Origin of the sequence: Klebsiella sp. TF21-TM, assembly GCF_019753495.1 — a bacterium.
GTDB lineage: Bacteria > Pseudomonadota > Gammaproteobacteria > Enterobacterales > Enterobacteriaceae > Klebsiella > Klebsiella quasipneumoniae.
Window position 1 is genome coordinate 106989 of the sequence record NZ_JAIJYL010000003.1, and the last position, 17208, is coordinate 124196.

The window sequence follows — 17208 nt, forward strand, 5'->3', positions numbered from 1 at the left end:
ACAACAAACGGCAAACGATTTTGTCCTTTGTTGCTGATAATCCCAAACAGCCTGAGGTTATCAGAAAAAAGCCGGCCGTCAGGCCGGCTTTTTCGATTACATCACCAGGCGGCGAATGTCGCTCAGGGTGTTGTTGATGATGGTAATGAAGCGGGCACCATCAGCACCGTCGATCACGCGGTGGTCGAAGGACAGAGAGATCGGCAGCATCAGACGCGGCACGAACTCTTTACCATTCCATACCGGCTCCATCGCGGACTTAGACACGCCGAGGATGGCCACTTCCGGCGCGTTAACAATCGGCGCGAAGTGGGTCGTACCCAGGCCGCCGATGCTGGAGATGGTGAAGCAACCGCCCTGCATTTCGCCCGCCGTCAGTTTGCCATCGCGCGCTTTCTTCGAGATGGTGGTCAGTTCGCGAGACAGCTCGGTGATGCTCTTCTTGTTCACGTCTTTAAAGACCGGAACCACCAGACCGTTCGGGGTATCAACCGCCACACCGATGTTGATGTATTTCTTCAGCGTCAGGCGCTGACCATCTTCGGAGAGCGAGCTGTTGAAGCGCGGCATCTGCTCAAGCGCAGCGGCCACGGCTTTCATGATGAAGACAACCGGGGTGAATTTCACGTCCAGTTTACGCTTCTCAGCTTCGGCGTTCTGCTGCTTACGGAACGCTTCCAGATCGGTGATATCGGTTTTATCGAAGTGGGTAACGTGGGGGATCATGACCCAGTTACGGCTCAGGTTAGCACCAGAGATTTTCTGGATACGGCCCAGTTCCACTTCTTCGATTTCGCCGAACTTGCTGAAGTCAACCTTCGGCCATGGCAGCATGCCCGGGATACCGCCGCCAGCGGCAGCCGCCGGTGCGGATTCAGCGCGTTTAACGGCTTCTTTCACGTAGGCCTGAACGTCTTCGCGCAGGATACGACCTTTACGGCCGGTGCCTTTCACTTTCGCCAGGTTAACGCCGAACTCGCGCGCCAGGCGGCGAATCAGCGGAGTCGCGTGAACGTAAGCATCGTTTTCAGCGAATTCGGTTTTGCCTTCTGCTTTCGCAGCCGGCGCCGCGGCAGGCTTAGCAGCCTGAGCCGGTGCAGCAGCCGGTGCCGGTGCAGCAGCCTGAGCCGGAGCGGCGGCAGGCGCAGCGCCTTCCACTTCGAAGACCATGATCAGGGAGCCGGTTTTGACTTTATCGCCGGTGCTGATTTTGATCTCTTTGACGGTGCCCGCGAACGGCGCCGGCACTTCCATAGACGCTTTGTCGCCTTCGACGGTGATCAGGGACTGCTCAGCAGCCACTTTATCGCCGACTTTCACCATCACTTCGGTGACTTCAACTTCGTCGCCGCCGATGTCCGGGACGTTAACGTCTTTCGCGCCGGCAGCAGCAGCCGGTGCCGCGGCAACCGGAGCGGCAGCCTGTGCCGGAGCGGCCGCAGGCGCAGCGCCCGCGACTTCGAAGATCATGATCAGGGAGCCGGTGGACACTTTATCGCCGGTGTTGATTTTGATCTCTTTCACGGTACCCGCGAACGGCGCCGGCACTTCCATAGAAGCCTTATCGCCTTCTACGGTGATCAGGGATTGCTCAGCGGCGATGGTGTCGCCCACTTTAACCATGATCTCGGTGACTTCAACTTCATCGCCGCCGATATCCGGGACGTGAACTTCTTTCGCTGCCGCGGCGGCGGCTGGCGCAGCAGCGGCCGGAGCGGCTTCTTTCTTCTCTTCCTGCGCAGGTGCAGCGGCTGCTGCACCCTCGGCGGAATCGAAAATCATAATCAGTTTGCCAGTCTCGGTTTTGTCGCCGACGGAGACTTTAATCTCTTTCACGACGCCAGCCTGCGGAGACGGGACTTCCATAGAGGCTTTATCGCCTTCTACGGTGATCAGCGACTGTTCAGCTTCTACTTTGTCGCCAACTTTGACCAAGATCTCGGTGATTTCAACTTCATCAGCCCCGATGTCCGGTACTTTGATTTCGATAGCCATTATTCTTTTACCTCTTACGCCAGACGCGGGTTAACTTTTTCTGCATCGATGTCGAATTTCGCGATCGCGTCAGCGACCACTTTCTTATCGATTTCACCACGTTTAGCCAGTTCGCCCAGCGCTGCAACGACCACATAGGAAGCATCAACTTCGAAGTGGTGACGCAGGTTTTCACGGCTGTCGGAACGACCGAAGCCATCGGTACCCAGTACGCGGTAATCGTCAGCCGGTACGTAGGTACGAACCTGCTCGGCGAACAGTTTCATATAGTCAGTGGATGCCACAGCCGGAGCGTCGTTCATCACCTGAGCGATGTACGGCACGCGCGGGGTTTCCAGCGGGTGCAGCATGTTCCAGCGTTCGCAATCCTGGCCATCACGCGCCAGCTCGGTGAAGGAGGTGACGCTGTACACGTCAGAGCCCACGCCGTAGTCTTTCGCCAGGATCTGCGCTGCTTCACGGACGTGACGCAGGATAGAACCGGAGCCCAGCAGCTGAACTTTACCTTTGCTACCTTCGATGGTTTCGAGTTTGTAGATACCTTTACGGATACCTTCCTCGGCGCCTTCCGGCATCGCCGGCATGTGGTAGTTTTCGTTCAGGGTCGTGATGTAGTAGTAAACGTTCTCTTGTTTCTCACCGTACATACGCTCCAGGCCGTCATGCATGATGACCGCCACTTCGTAGGCGTAGGACGGATCGTAAGAGATACAGTTCGGGATAGTCAGAGACTGAATATGGCTGTGGCCATCTTCGTGCTGCAGACCTTCGCCGTTCAGCGTCGTACGACCGGAAGTACCACCGATCAGGAAGCCGCGAGCCTGCTGGTCGCCTGCCTGCCAGCACAGGTCGCCGATACGCTGGAACCCGAACATCGAGTAGTAGATGTAGAACGGGATCATCGGCAGGTTGTTGGTGCTGTAAGAGGTCGCCGCAGCCAGCCAGGATGCGCCTGCGCCCAGCTCGTTGATCCCTTCCTGCAGGATCTGGCCTTTTTCGTCTTCTTTGTAGTAAGCAACCTGCTCACGGTCCTGCGGGGTGTACTGCTGACCGTTCGGGCTGTAGATACCGATCTGACGGAACAGACCTTCCATACCGAAAGTACGCGCTTCGTCGGCGATGATCGGCACGAGGCGGTCTTTGATGGATTTGTTCTTCAGCATCACGTTCAGGGCACGAACGAACGCGATAGTGGTAGAGATCTCTTTATTCTGCTCTTCCAGCAGCGGGCGGAAATCTTCCAGCGTCGGCAGCTCCAGCTTCTCAGTGAAGTTCGGCTGACGGCTCGGCAGATAGCCGTGCAGTTTCTGACGCTGAGCGTGCAGATAGGTGTGCTCTTCGGAACCTTCCGGGAAGGTTACGTACGGCAGTTTTTCCAGATCGGCATCGGCAACCGGCACGTTGAAACGATCGCGGACGTAGCGAACGCCGTCCATGTTCATTTTCTTAACCTGGTGAGCGATGTTCTTACCTTCAGCAGTATCACCCATGCCGTAACCTTTGATGGTATGGGCGAGGATGACGGTCGCTTTGCCTTTGGTTTCCTGCGCTTTCTTCAGTGCAGCGTAAACTTTCTTCGGATCGTGGCCGCCGCGGTTCAGAGCCCAAATCTGCTCGTCAGTCCAGTCGGCAACCAGCGCGGCGGTCTCCGGATATTTACCGAAGAAGTGCTCGCGCACATAAGCGCCGTCTTTGGATTTGAAGGTCTGGTAGTCACCGTCAACGGTTTCTTCCATCAGCTGAATCAGCTTACCGCTGGTGTCTTTACGCAGCAGCTCATCCCAACGACCGCCCCAGATAACCTTGATAACGTTCCAGCCAGCGCCCGCGAAGATGCCTTCCAGTTCGTTAATGATTTTGCCGTTACCGGTGACCGGACCATCAAGACGCTGCAGGTTACAGTTGATAACGAAGACCAGGTTGTCCAGCTTCTCACGGGTCGCGATGGTGATCGCGCCTTTAGATTCCGGCTCGTCCATCTCACCGTCGCCCAGGAACGCGTAAACGGTTTGTTTGGAGGTGTCTTTCAGACCACGGTGTTCCAGATATTTCAGGAATTTAGCCTGATAAATCGCCCCGATTGGGCCCAGGCCCATAGAAACGGTCGGGAACTGCCAGAATTCCGGCATCAGTTTCGGGTGCGGATAAGAGGACAGACCTTTACCGTGAACTTCCTGACGGAAGTTGTTCATCTGCTCTTCAGTCAGACGACCTTCCAGGAAAGCACGCGCATAAACGCCCGGAGAGATGTGACCCTGGAAGTACACCAGGTCGCCGCCATCCTGCTCATTGCGTGCGCGGAAGAAGTGGTTGAAGCACACTTCGTAGAAGGTTGCGGAAGACTGGAAAGAAGCCATGTGGCCGCCCAGTTCGAGATCTTTTTTCGATGCGCGCAGAACGGTCATGATGGCGTTCCAGCGGATCGCAGAACGGATACGACGTTCCAGATCCAGATTACCCGGATATTCCGGTTCATCTTCAACGGCAATAGTGTTTACGTAACCGCCGGTCGATGCGCCAGCAGCCACTTTCACCCCGCCTTTGCGGGCTTCAGAAAGGAGTTGGTCAATAAGATACTGAGCGCGCTCAACACCTTCTTCACGGATGACCGATTCGATCGCCTGTAGCCAGTCGCGAGTTTCGATCGGATCCACGTCATTTGGTAAACGTTCTGACATGGGGGGTATTCCTTATCTATCTAATCGTTGATTAATCTGGAACCTGTCCCATTGAACTCTTCGTTCTTCACCTTTGAACAACCAAAAATTCAATAAGACAGGTTCTGCGTTTAGTTGCCGCGCTCTAAAAATGGCGCTTAAGAACCGGAGTTCTCGTCCTTTCGTTGCTGTAAACGACGCAGCGAGCGTTCTCTACGACTCTGCTCACGGCTACGGTCCAGCAAAATTTCCTCAATGAACGCCAGGTGACGGTGCGACGCCTCACGCGCCTGCTCCGGCTCCCCGGCCATTATCGCCTCGAAAATGCGAGTGCGATGGTTGCTGACCAACGGGAGCATTTCCCGGCGGGCATACAGCAATTCAAAGTTCTGACGCACGTTTTGCGCCAGCATCGGCTCCATACACCTTAGCAGATGGAGCAAAACCACATTGTGTGCCGCCTCGGTGACGGCGATTTGGTACTGGACGACGGCGCCGGACTCGGCGTCCAGATCGCCCGACTGCTGAGCCCGCTCAATAGCCTGATGCAGCTCGCGGATACGGTCGCGATCTTCATCATTGCTGCGCAGCGCCGCGTAATAAGCCGCAATGCCTTCCAGCGCGTGACGGGTCTCAAGCAGATCGAATTGGGATTCAGGGTGATCGGACAGCAGCTCGACCAGCGGATCGCTGAAGCTCTGCCACAGGCGGCTCTGTACAAACGTTCCACCTCCCTGACGACGAAGCAACAGGCCCTTGGCTTCGAGGCGTTGAATCGCCTCACGCAGCGAGGGGCGGGAAACGTCGAACTGTTTGGCCAGTTCGCGTTCAGGCGGGAGTTTTTCACCGGGGCGCAAAGTCCCCTCAAGGATCAGAAACTCCAGCTGCTGCTCTATCACATCGGATAATTTTGGTTGGCGGATTTTGCTGTAGGCCATATTCCCTGTCTCTGCCATTAGCCCGGAGTCAATTGGTCTTACCAATTTAAAGTTCGTAGCGCTAAAGTAACAAAGTATTCACCTTCTGTCCATACAGGTTTTGATTGAAATCAGTAAACCACGGACATTTTAACAACCTTACAGAAATAACATTTCAGAAATGTAACCTTGCACAAATGTTACGTTTACTCATAAAGAGGTAGCATTAACTTAATGGAAACGAAAAATTACGCTATCTGAACCGATTCAACGACCTGATAAGTGAATATCAAGGCAGTAAATACGAATAAATAACCAAATGAGAACAATGCGTCGGAATAATACTGAATGTGTCTATTGATGTCTTTTTAAACACATGGTCATCATCCCTTCATAAAGCAGGTGCATTCAAGCGCGCTTACCACTATTCTCCCTGAGACGAAAGGCCTTTTTCTGAATTACTGCACCGCCTTCCGTAAACAAAACAATACAGAAACGGAAGTCCAAAAATACACAAACACAACAATATGTGCGCGCCATCACTCAGGTAAAAAGTGGGCCACTTCGCCCAAATTTTCGCTGGCTATGCTTTCTGGCAGGGACAGCAGTGAAGCAGCAACCTGACGGATGACGTACACAAAAAATAACCACACACGAGGTTTCATATGGAAGGTCAACAGCACGGCGATCGGCTGAAGCGCGGCCTCAAAAACCGCCATATCCAGCTCATCGCGCTGGGCGGGGCTATCGGCACCGGCCTGTTTCTGGGGAGCGCGTCCGTCATTCAGTCCGCCGGCCCGGGTATCATTCTTGGTTATGCGATTGCCGGTTTTATCGCCTTTCTGATCATGCGTCAGCTGGGCGAAATGGTGGTGGAAGAGCCGGTAGCCGGTTCGTTTAGCCACTTTGCTTATAAATACTGGGGCGGCTTTGCCGGCTTCGCCTCCGGCTGGAACTACTGGGTGCTGTATGTCCTGGTAGCCATGGCGGAACTGACCGCCGTCGGCAAATATATCCAGTTCTGGTGGCCGGAAATCCCGACCTGGGCCTCAGCGGCGGTTTTCTTCATCGCCATCAACGCCATTAACCTGACCAACGTGAAAGTGTTCGGTGAAATGGAGTTCTGGTTTGCCATTATCAAAGTGGTCGCCGTCGTGGCGATGATTTTGTTCGGCGGCTGGCTGCTGTTCAGCGGCAACGGCGGCCCGCAGGCGACGGTACGTAACCTATGGGATCAAGGCGGGTTCCTGCCGCACGGCTTTACCGGGCTGGTGATGATGATGGCGATCATTATGTTCTCCTTCGGCGGTCTCGAGCTGGTGGGTATCACCGCGGCGGAAGCGGATAACCCGGAGCAAAGCATTCCGAAAGCCACCAACCAGGTTATCTACCGTATCCTGATCTTCTATGTTGGTTCGCTGGCGGTCCTGCTCTCGCTGCTGCCGTGGACGCGCGTGACCGCGGACACCAGTCCGTTCGTCCTGATTTTCCATGAGCTTGGCGATACGCTGGTGGCAAACGCCCTCAACGTGGTGGTGCTGACGGCGGCCCTGTCGGTGTATAACAGCTGCGTCTACTGCAACAGCCGTATGCTGTTCGGCCTTGCCCAGCAGGGGAACGCGCCGAAAGCGCTGCTCAGCGTCGACAAACGCGGCGTGCCGGTCAATACCATTCTCGTCTCCGCCGTGGTCACCGCCCTGTGTGTGCTGATCAACTACCTGGCGCCGGAATCCGCATTTGGCCTGCTGATGGCGCTGGTGGTCTCCGCCCTGGTGATCAACTGGGCGATGATCAGCCTCGCGCATATCAAATTCCGTCGCGCCAAACAGCAGCAGGGCGTCACCACCCGCTTCCCCGCCCTCTTCTACCCGCTGGGTAACTGGGTGTGCCTGCTGTTTATGGCCGCGGTGCTGATCATTATGCTGATGACCCCGGGGATGGCGATTTCCGTTTGGCTGATCCCGGTATGGATCGCAGTGCTGGGCGTGGGTTATCTGTTTAAACAGAAAGCCGCCGCCACCGTAAAGGCACAATAATACATCTCATCAATAATTCTCTTTGCTCTGCGCCCTCCCTTAATAACGGGCGCAGAGCATTGTTATCTGCTTCACACTTTCCCTTCCATAGCTTATTTATCCATATCGTCAACGCGTTCCTGCAACGTAATTCTCTCGATAGCAGCCAATAATTCTCTCCATACTGCAACGGAGAGACCGCACATGGCAGACAATAGACTTTCAATAAAAGAAAAGATTGGTTATGGGATGGGGGATGCCGGATGCAATATCATCTTTGGCGCCATCATGCTGTTTGTTAACTATTTTTATACCGATATCTTCGGCCTGGCGCCGGCGCTGGTGGGCGTACTGCTGCTGTCGGTGCGCGTCATCGATGCGGTGACCGACCCGATCATGGGCGCCCTCGCCGACCGCACCCGCAGTAAATATGGCCGCTTTCGTCCATGGCTGCTGTGGATTGCCTTCCCCTACGCCCTGTTCAGCGTGCTGATGTTCACCACTCCTGAGTGGACCTATAACAGCAAAGTCATCTATGCGTTTGTCACCTACTTTCTGCTGTCGATTACCTATACCGCGATTAATATACCCTACTGCTCGCTGGGAACGGTGATGACCGCCGACCCGAAAGAGCGTGTTGCCTGCCAGTCCTATCGTTTCGTGATGGTGGGTATCGCCACGCTGCTGCTGTCATTGACGCTGCTGCCCATGGCCGACTGGTTCGGCGGCGCCGATAAAGCAAAAGGCTATCAGATGGCGATGACCGTGCTGGCCTTTATCGGCATGTGTATGTTCCTGTTCTGCTTCGCCACCGTGCGCGAACGCATCCACCCGGCGGTGCAGACCAATGATGAACTGAAAAAAGATCTCAAAGACGTGTGGAAAAATGACCAGTGGGTACGCATCCTGCTGCTCACGCTATGCAACGTCTGTCCGGGCTTTATCCGCATGGCCGCCACCATGTACTACGTTACCTGGGTGATGGGGCAAAGCACCCATTTTGCCACGCTGTTTATCAGCCTCGGCGTGGTCGGGATGATGATTGGCAGTATGCTGGCAAAAGTCCTCACCGACCGCTGGTGCAAACTGCAGGTCTTCTTCTGGACCAACATCGTGCTGGCGATCTTCTCCTGCGCCTTCTATTTCTTTAATCCGCACGCCACCACGCTGATTATGGTGCTCTACTTCCTGCTCAATATCCTGCATCAGATCCCCTCCCCGCTGCACTGGTCGCTGATGTCCGATGTTGACGACTACGGCGAGTGGAAAACCGGCAAGCGCATCACCGGTATTAGCTTCTCCGGCAATCTGTTTTTCCTTAAAGTCGGCCTGGCGGTCGCCGGGGCGATGGTCGGATTCCTGCTGTCATGGTACGGCTACGACGCCGGCGCCAAAGCGCAAAGCGCCTCGGCCCTCAACGGCATCGTGCTGCTGTTCTCGGTCATCCCCGGCGTCGGCTACCTGATCACCGCCGGCGTGGTGCGCCTGCTTAAAGTTGACCGCACCCTGATGCGCCAGATTCAGAGCGATTTAGAGAAGCGCCGCAGCAACTACAGCGAGCTGAATGAATACCAGGAACTGAAAACCAGTGAACACGTAAGGAAAGCCTGATGAACAACTGGCCAAACCCCTTTATTGAGCAACGCGCAGATCCCTTTATTCTGCGCCACCTGAATCATTACTACTTTATTGCCTCAGTGCCGGAATACGACCGGCTGGAGATCCGGCGCGCGGCAACCCTGGAGGGGTTGCGCGATGCTGAGCCGGTAGTGGTGTGGCGCGCACCGCAAAGCGGGCCGATGAGCCAGCTGATTTGGGCGCCGGAGCTACATGAGATAGACGGTAAGTGGTATATCTATTTTGCCGCCACCCATACCCACGATCTGGATGCGCTGGGCATGTTCCAGCATCGCATGTTCGTTATCGAGTGCGCCGACAGCGATCCGCTGACCGGCCGCTGGCAGGAAAAAGGCCAGGTGGTGACGCCTTTCGATACCTTCGCCCTCGATGCCACCACCTTTATCCATCAGGGCAAACGCTGGTATCTGTGGGCGCAAAAATCTCCGCATATCGAGGGCAACTCAAACCTGTATCTCGCTGAAATGGCCAAGCCGTGGACGCTAAAAGGCGAGCCGGTCATGCTGAGCAAGCCGGAGTTCGACTGGGAGTGCCGGGGATTTAAGGTCAATGAAGGACCCGCGGTGCTGGTGCATGGCGATAAGCTTTTCATCAGCTATTCCGCCAGCGCCACCGATGAAAACTACTGCATGGGATTGCTCTGGATCGACCGGGAGGCCGATCCGCTGCAGCCGGAAAACTGGCATAAAGCCCCGCAGCCAGTGTTCCGGACCAGCTATGAAAACCGCCAGTATGGCCCGGGCCATAACAGTTTTACCCAAACGCCGGCGGGGGAAGATGTGCTGGTATATCACGCGCGGAATTACACCGAGATTGAAGGCGACCCGCTGTATGATCCCAATCGTCATACGCGGCTAAAACTCGTCGCCTGGAGAGAGGACGGCATGCCCGACTTCGGCATCCCGCCGGCGGATACGCTGTAGCGGTTCGGTATGCTGCCCGCGGGCGCGGGTTTTCCTGGCCGGGTCAGGCGAAGCCGCCCCCCGGCAACATGACAAGCGCGGCGTCAGATATAGCGCCCGGCGGCGCTGTTGCTTGCCGGCCTGCGTGGTGTGAGCCCCAGGCCGGATAAGCGCAGCGCCATCCGGCAATCAAAGCCCCGCAGGTGGGGTATCCTGACAGATAGAGTACGGGCGCAGGCCGTTACACCAGGGTGCCGTAAATCGTCAGCAGCGCCATGATCACCACCACCACCAGCGAGGTTTTCTTGGCCATCGACACCGCGGCCTTTGGGGTCGCCACTTTATCCACGTGCGGTTCACGGGCCAGGGAATACTGCGCCAGGCGAGTCAATACCTGATACTGCGACGAATGGCGGTCGCCTAACGATGCAAACCACGCCGGAAGCGCTTTCTCTCCATGCCCCACCAGGGCATAGACAACCCCCACCAGACGCACCGGCAGCCAGTCGACAATATGCAGGATACCATCGATTCCAGACTGCAAACGGTGATGCGGCGTCTGGTAGCGCGCCAGCCACGTCTGCCAGGCACGCAGAACGCAATAAGCGATAAGCGTCAGCGGCCCCCACGCCCCACCCACCACAAACCAAAAGAGTGGCGCCAGGTAGTAACGATAGTTAATCCATAACAGCGCATTTTGCAGTTCGCTAAGGTACTCGCGCTCATCACAGCCCGGCGGGACGCCATGAATCAACGTCAGCTCGCTGGCCATCGCATCGCAGGCGCGGCTGTCATTGCGCGACGCCGCTTTCAGATAGGCATGATAGTGCAGCCGAACCTTGCCGGCGCCGATGCACAGCAGACCCAGCAAGATCCAGAACACCAGCAGCGGTACGTTGAACAGCTGCCCCTGCAGCAAGCGCTGAATGAGGTAGACCACCGCGACGGCGACCAGGGTCATCAGCAGCGTTCCCGGCAACGAGAAATGTTTTATCCGGCGGAACACCACCTCCAGCCGATGATCAAGCTGCCAGTGTTCGCCCAGTTTAAACAGGCGTTCAGCGATAAGCACCAGCAGCGTAGTAAACAGCGTCATGAGGTCTCCTTTTCTGACGGCGCGCTGAGCAGCGCACGAAATTTTTTCCAGTCAAAGGCCGGTCCCGGGTCTGTCTTGCGCACGGGCGCGATATCGCTATGGCCCGTGATATTTGTGGCGATGGCAGGATAAATCGTGATAAGCAGATCCGTCACCGCCGCCAGCTGCTGGTACTGCGCATCGGTATACGCCAGGGTATCCGTGCCTTCCAGCTCTATGCCGATGGAAAAGTCATTGCAGCGTTCGCGCCCCTGATAGCAGGAGACCCCCGCATGCCACGCACGCTTATCGAAAGGCACATACTGCACGATTTCACCATCACGCCGAATCAGACAATGCGCCGAAACGCGCAGATGAGCGATCTCGGCAAAGAAAGGATGCGCGTGCGGATCCAGGGTGCCGGTGAACAGCGCGTCAATCCATGGACCACCAAATTCACCTGGTGGCAGGCTAATGTTATGCACCACCAGTAAGGAAGGGGCTTCTTCATCCGGACGGCAGTCATGGTGCGGCGAGGGAACCCGACGCGCGCCGACCAGCCATCCCTCGTTCAACTGCATGCGGGATCTCCTTTCGCGAACTCATGCTTCCGGGCCACACGCCGGCCCAAAGGATGAAGTGTGTATGGTACTGAAACGTCGTTCAGGTTAGCATGTTTCCCACTTCTGAATCTTATCTATCTGGAGCTTTATCATGTCGCCTCGTCGTTACAACCCCGACCGCCGCCGTGACGTGCTGCTGGAACGAATTAATCTCGATATTACCGATGCTGTCGCACACTCCCTGCGGGAAGATTTGGGCGGCGAAGTCGACGCCAGCAACGATATTAGCGCACAATTATTGCCGCAGGATGCACGCTCCCATGCGGTGGTCATTACCCGCGAAGATGGCGTCTTCTGTGGTAAACGCTGGGTGGAAGAGGTCTTCATTCAGCTCGCCGGTGACGACGTGACGATCACCTGGCACGTCGCCGATGGCGACGCGGTCAAAGCCGATCAACCTCTGTTCGAGCTGGAAGGCCCATCGCGCATTCTGCTCACTGGCGAACGTACGGCGCTGAACTTTGTGCAAACCCTCTCCGGCGTCGCCAGCGTCGTCCGCCGCTATGTCGACCTGCTGGCCGGCACCAAAACCCAACTCCTGGATACGCGTAAAACGCTGCCAGGGCTGCGTACCGCGCTGAAATACGCGGTTCTCTGCGGCGGCGGCGCCAACCACCGTCTGGGGCTGTTCGACGCTTTCCTGATTAAAGAAAACCACATCATCGCCTCCGGCTCGATCCGTCAGGCGGTGGAGAAGGCGTTCTGGCTGCATCCTGATGTGCCGGTGGAAGTGGAAGTGGAAACGCTGGATGAGCTGGAGCAGGCGTTAAAAGCCGGGGCCGATATCATTATGCTCGATAACTTCACCACCGACCTGATGCGCGAGGCGGTGAAAATCACCGCTGGCCAGGCGGCGCTGGAGGTCTCCGGCAACGTCACCTTTGACACCATCCGCGAATTTGCCGAGACCGGGGTCGACTATATTTCCGTCGGGGCCCTGACCAAACATGTGCAGGCGCTCGACCTGTCGATGCGTTTCCGCTGAGGATTTGGCCTTCACGCTTCCGGGCGTGAAGGCCTGAATTTGCGACCCGACTCGCAGTCGCTCTTGCTCGCCATGCAATCCCGGTAAAAACCCTGGAACCCGGTTTCCCGGATCGTTTTCATCTCCTCGCCTGCCCCCCAGAATCCCGTCACAGTGCTCCTGTCACAATAAGGAGCGACTTATGGATAAACAACGAGGTTTTACCCTGATTGAACTGATGGTGGTCATCGGCATCATCGCCATTCTCAGCGCCATCGGCATCCCGGCCTACCAGAACTACCTGCGTAAAGCCGCCCTCACCGACCTGCTGCAGACCTTTGTCCCCTACCGGACGGCAATCGAACTTTGCGCGCTCGATCATGGCGGCCTGACGACATGCGACGGCGGCAGCAATGGCATCCCCTCGCCAACAACCACGCGCTACCTCTCCGCCATGAGCGTGGCCAAAGGCGTCGTTACCCTCACCGGCCAGGAAAGTCTCAACGGACTGGGCGTCACCCTGACCCCGACCTGGGATAACGCCGAAGGCGTCACCGGTTGGCAGCGGGTCTGCACTATCACCGACAACAGCGCACTTCAGCAGGCCTGCGAAGACGTCTTCCGGGTGAAGTGAGGGCGACAACATGAAAACAGAACAGCTGATCCCTCTCTGTCGTCGCCATCACGCCCTGCTGCTGCACAGCGATGAGCAGACGATATCCATTGCGGTGGTCGATACCCCACCGACGGAGCTAATGGAGGCGCTGCGTTTCGCGACGCAAAAACGGATCGATATTGAATGCTGGAGCCAGGAGCAGATGGATAAGCGCCTGCAAGTCCAGGAAAAGCAGGCGCTGCTGGCGCAAAATGCAGGGCCGGAAAACATCGCCGAGCGGGTCAACCAGATCCTCGAGCAGGCCCTGCGTCAGCGGGCGTCCGATATTCATATCGAGCCCACGGAAGCGCACTTAAGGATCCGCCTGCGTGTCGATGGCGTGCTACACGCGCTGCCGCTGCTGGCGCCCGAGCTGGCCGCGCCGGTTATCGCACGACTCAAGGTGATGGCCAATCTCGATATCGCCGAGCATCGTTTGCCGCAGGATGGTCAGTTCGCGCTGAACCTCGCCGGACGGCCGCTCTCCTTTCGCATCGCCACCCTGCCCTGCCGCTATGGCGAGAAAATTGTCCTGCGCCTTCTGCATCAGGTTGACCAGGCGCTGGATCTGGAGGCTCTCGGCCTCTCATCCTCTCAGCTGGCGGCCTTTCGCCAGGCCCTGAATCAGCCGCAGGGGCTGCTGCTGGTCACTGGCCCAACCGGAAGCGGGAAAACGGTGACCCTCTACAGCGCCCTGCAGGCCCGAAACCGGGAGCAAGTGAACATCTGTAGCGTCGAGGATCCTCTGGAGATCCCTATCGCCGGGATGAACCAGACGCAAATCAATCCGCGCGCCGGGCTGACCTTTCACAGCGTGCTGCGCGCCCTGTTACGCCAGGACCCGGATATTGTGATGGTGGGTGAAATCCGCGATGCCGAAACCGCTGAAATCGCGCTGAAAGCCGCTCAAACGGGCCATCTGGTGCTCTCTACCCTGCACACCAATTCCACCAGCGAAACCCTCACTCGCCTGCAGCAAATGGGCATCGCCCGCTGGATGATCTCTTCTGCGCTCTCGCTGGTTATCGCCCAGCGTCTGGTCCGCAAACTGTGCCCCCACTGCCGGCGCAATGCCGGCAGCGCCGCCGACCTGCCGCACAGCCTGTGGCCCCGCCCGCTGCCGCGCTGGCAGGCAGCAGGCTGCGAAAACTGTTATCACGGGTATCATGGCCGTCTGGCGCTGTTCGAGGTCTTGCCTGTCACCCCGGGGCTACGTCAGGGGATAGTCCAGGGACTCAACGCCCTTGAGATCGAATCTCTGGCGCGAGCCGCGGGCATGATGACGCTTTTTGAAAGCGGATGTCAGGCTATCGAACAGGGGTTGACGAGCCTCGAAGAGGTGGTGCGGGTGCTGGGGATCCCCCATGGCGACTAAGCGTCTCTGGCGCTGGCGAGGCGTCGATGCACAAGGCGCTCCTTGTCAGGGGATGCTATGGCAAGCCAGTCGTCCGGAGGTGCTGCATCACCTCCAGCAGCAGCGCATCATGCCGCTGGCTATACGCCGCTGTTCGGTGAAGCAAAGCCTGTGGCACCCGCGCTACAGCAGCGAAACCATCCGCCAGTTGGCAACCCTGCTGCAGGCCGGGCTACCGCTGGCGGAAGGGTTATCGCTGTTGGCGCAGCAGCAACCGCATGCGCAGTGGCAGGCGCTGCTTGAGGCGCTGGGCCGCGAACTGGCCCAGGGCGTAGCCTTCTCTGCCGCACTGGCGCAGTGGCCGCAGGCTTTTCCGCCACTGTATCTGGCGATGATTAGCACCGGCGAACTAACGGGCAAGCTCGATATTTGCTGCCAGCAGCTGGCCAACCAGCAGCAGGAGCAGCAGCGGCTTGCCGGCAAGGTCAAAAAGGCGCTGCGCTACCCGCTAATCGTGCTCACTCTGGCGCTGCTGGTGGTGCTTGGGATGCTCTATTTTGTCCTTCCCGAATTCACCGCCATCTACCAGACGTTCAATACGCCGCTGCCGTTGTTGACGCGAATGGTTATTGCGGCAGGCGACATGCTGAGCCGCGGCTGGCCGTTGCTGTTGGCCTTTCTGCTGAGCCCGCTGCTGCTCAACCAGCTGGTCCGGCAGCGCGCCGACTGGCTGCTGCGTCGCCAGCAGTTGCTTAACGCGCTCCCTCTCGTCGGCCCCCTGATCGGCGGCCAACAGCTGAGCCTGATATTCACCGTTCTGGCGTTAACCCAAAGCGCCGGTATCAGCTTTCTGCAGGGGCTGCAAAGCGTTGAAGAGACCCTGTCGTGCCCGCTGTGGCGCCAGCGCCTGGCGCAGGCCCGCGCGCTGATCGTTCAGGGGGATCCGATCTGGCAGGCGTTAAGCCGCTGCGGCGGTTTTACACCGCTGTGTCTGCAGCTCATCCGCACGGGGGAAAGCGCGGGGGCGCTGGATCAGATGCTGGAAAACCTGGCGCATCATCATCGTGATCAGACCCATCAGCGAGCCGACAGTCTGGCTGCGCATCTGGAACCCCTGATGCTGGTAATAACCGGCTCGCTGGTTGGGATCCTGGTGGTGGCGATGTATTTGCCCGTTTTTCACCTGGGCGATGCCATTGGCGGGGCGGGAGGATGAGAAACGCTGGCACCGCGCAGGCGCCAGCGCAGCCGGTTACAGGCTGTTGAATACCCGGTTCTCTTGTTCCTGAACGCGGATAAAGGTGGTGCGTTTGGTCAGCTCTTTCAGTCGCGAGGCGCCAACGTAGGTGCAGGCTGAACGCAGGCCGCCGAGAATGTCGCGCGCGGTATTGTCCACCGGGCCACGCAGCGGCAGCTTCACGGTTTTCCCTTCCGCCGCGCGGTATTTCGCGACACCGCCCACATGGCGGGTCATCGCCGACTCGGAGCTCATACCGTAAAACAGCATGAATTTTTCACCGTTCTCTTCAACCACAGTACCGCCGCTCTCTTCGTGGCCCGCCAGCATACCGCCGAGCATCACGAAATCAGCGCCGCCGCCGAAGGCTTTCGCCACATCGCCCGGCATGGTGCAACCGCCATCGCTGATGATCTGGCCGCCAAGGCCGTGTGCAGCATCAGCACACTCGATCACGGCGGAGAGCTGCGGGTAGCCGACCCCGGTTTTGACACGGGTGGTGCAAACGGACCCCGGGCCAATGCCAACTTTGACGATATCGGCGCCGGAGAGGATCAGCTCTTCGCACATTTCACCGGTGACCACGTTCCCGGCGATAATGGTTTTTTGCGGCCAGGCTTCGCGCGCCTTCGCCACAAACTGTACGAAGTGTTCAGAGTAGCCATTGGCGACGTCAATGCACACAAAATTCAACTGTGGGTTCTCAGAGAGGATCTGTTGCGTTTTATCGAAATCCGCGTCGGAAGTACCGGTGGAAACCATCACATGCTTGAGAACGTCTGCGGATACGCTCTGGACAAACGCCTGCCATTCTTCTGCGGTGTAGTGCTTGTGTACTGCGGTCAGAATGCCAAAAGTGGCCAGCGCTTTCGCCATGCTGAAGGTGCCGACGGTATCCATGTTTGCCGCAATAATCGGCACGCCGGACCAGGTCAGGCCTGAATGTTTAAAGGTGAATTCACGTTCCAGCTCAACATCAGAACGGCTTTTGAGGGTAGAGCGTTTCGGGCGGATAAGAACGTCTTTGAAACCAAGCTTCAGATCTTCTTCAATACGCATGTGCGAATTCCTGGGGTTAATGGCATTAATGTAAGAGCACAACTCCAGTGACGTTATCATACGCACGAATCAGGCCCGCGCAAGACTGCGATTTTCACTTTTTTTACGCTACAATCG

The 17208-nt window shown here is 57.4% G+C and carries 13 protein-coding genes; 7 read left to right on the forward strand and 6 right to left on the reverse strand.

From position 1 onward, the window contains the following. Nucleotides 1–96 precede the first annotated feature (96 nt). The 3 genes from aceF to pdhR all read right to left on the reverse strand — a co-directional run bounded on the left by aceF (nt 97) and on the right by pdhR (nt 5590). Complete coding sequence (gene aceF, locus K5R89_RS04070) at nt 97–1995, reverse strand: pyruvate dehydrogenase complex dihydrolipoyllysine-residue acetyltransferase (protein ID WP_087827529.1); 1899 nt, start codon at nt 1993–1995, stop codon at nt 97–99. Between the two features lie 14 nt (nt 1996–2009). Then, entirely contained in the window at nt 2010–4673 is a 2664-nt protein-coding gene (gene aceE / locus K5R89_RS04075) for a pyruvate dehydrogenase (acetyl-transferring), homodimeric type (RefSeq protein ID WP_023291996.1), read from the reverse strand. Between the two features lie 137 nt (nt 4674–4810). Beyond that, nucleotides 4811–5590: a pyruvate dehydrogenase complex transcriptional repressor PdhR gene (pdhR, locus tag K5R89_RS04080; protein ID WP_002888699.1), complete on the reverse strand. Its 780-nt coding sequence runs from the start codon at nt 5588–5590 to the stop codon at nt 4811–4813. Nucleotides 5591–6234: 644 nt separating this feature from the next. Here pdhR and aroP point away from each other — a divergent pair. The 3 genes from aroP (at nt 6235) to K5R89_RS04095 (ending at nt 10145) form a co-directional block, all read left to right on the forward strand. Beyond that, nucleotides 6235–7605, forward strand: a complete 1371-nt coding sequence (gene aroP / locus K5R89_RS04085; RefSeq protein ID WP_023291995.1) for an aromatic amino acid transporter AroP — start codon at nt 6235–6237, stop codon at nt 7603–7605. A gap of 183 nt (nt 7606–7788) precedes the next feature. After that, entirely contained in the window at nt 7789–9195 is a 1407-nt protein-coding gene (locus K5R89_RS04090; protein WP_017901173.1) for a glycoside-pentoside-hexuronide (GPH):cation symporter, read from the forward strand. Beyond that, a complete protein-coding gene (locus tag K5R89_RS04095; RefSeq protein WP_087827531.1) occupies nt 9195–10145 on the forward strand; it encodes a family 43 glycosylhydrolase in 951 nt (316 codons plus the stop codon). The genes K5R89_RS04090 and K5R89_RS04095 overlap by 1 nt, the downstream gene beginning before the upstream one ends. A 220-nt stretch (nt 10146–10365) precedes the next feature. On the opposite strand, the gene ampE is transcribed toward K5R89_RS04095, so the two are convergent. Continuing rightward, nucleotides 10366–11220, reverse strand: a complete 855-nt coding sequence (ampE, locus tag K5R89_RS04100; RefSeq protein ID WP_032453846.1) for a beta-lactamase regulator AmpE — start codon at nt 11218–11220, stop codon at nt 10366–10368. Further along, nucleotides 11217–11780 carry a 1,6-anhydro-N-acetylmuramyl-L-alanine amidase AmpD gene (gene ampD / locus K5R89_RS04105; RefSeq protein WP_023291992.1) on the reverse strand — a complete coding sequence of 188 codons (564 nt, stop codon included), beginning with the start codon at nt 11778–11780 and terminating at the stop codon, nt 11217–11219. The genes ampE and ampD overlap by 4 nt, the downstream gene beginning before the upstream one ends. 133 nt (nt 11781–11913) lie before the next feature. Between ampD and nadC the strand changes: the two genes are divergently transcribed. From nadC to hofC, 4 genes are all read left to right on the forward strand, one after another. Next, nucleotides 11914–12807 carry a carboxylating nicotinate-nucleotide diphosphorylase gene (nadC, locus tag K5R89_RS04110; protein ID WP_023291991.1) on the forward strand — a complete coding sequence of 298 codons (894 nt, stop codon included), beginning with the start codon at nt 11914–11916 and terminating at the stop codon, nt 12805–12807. 181 nt (nt 12808–12988) lie between these two features. Next, nucleotides 12989–13420 carry a prepilin peptidase-dependent pilin gene (ppdD, locus tag K5R89_RS04115; protein WP_004204358.1) on the forward strand — a complete coding sequence of 144 codons (432 nt, stop codon included), beginning with the start codon at nt 12989–12991 and terminating at the stop codon, nt 13418–13420. Between the two features lie 10 nt (nt 13421–13430). Then, nucleotides 13431–14816, forward strand: coding sequence for a type II secretion system protein GspE (gspE, locus tag K5R89_RS04120; protein ID WP_023291990.1), 1386 nt, complete (start codon nt 13431–13433; stop codon nt 14814–14816). Further along, nucleotides 14806–16011, forward strand: a complete 1206-nt coding sequence (gene hofC, locus K5R89_RS04125; protein ID WP_087827532.1) for a protein transport protein HofC — start codon at nt 14806–14808, stop codon at nt 16009–16011. The genes gspE and hofC overlap by 11 nt, the downstream gene beginning before the upstream one ends. A gap of 36 nt (nt 16012–16047) precedes the next feature. On the opposite strand, the gene K5R89_RS04130 is transcribed toward hofC, so the two are convergent. Next, nucleotides 16048–17091 carry a GMP reductase gene (locus K5R89_RS04130; protein ID WP_023291988.1) on the reverse strand — a complete coding sequence of 348 codons (1044 nt, stop codon included), beginning with the start codon at nt 17089–17091 and terminating at the stop codon, nt 16048–16050. Between the last annotated feature and the right edge of the window lie 117 nt (nt 17092–17208).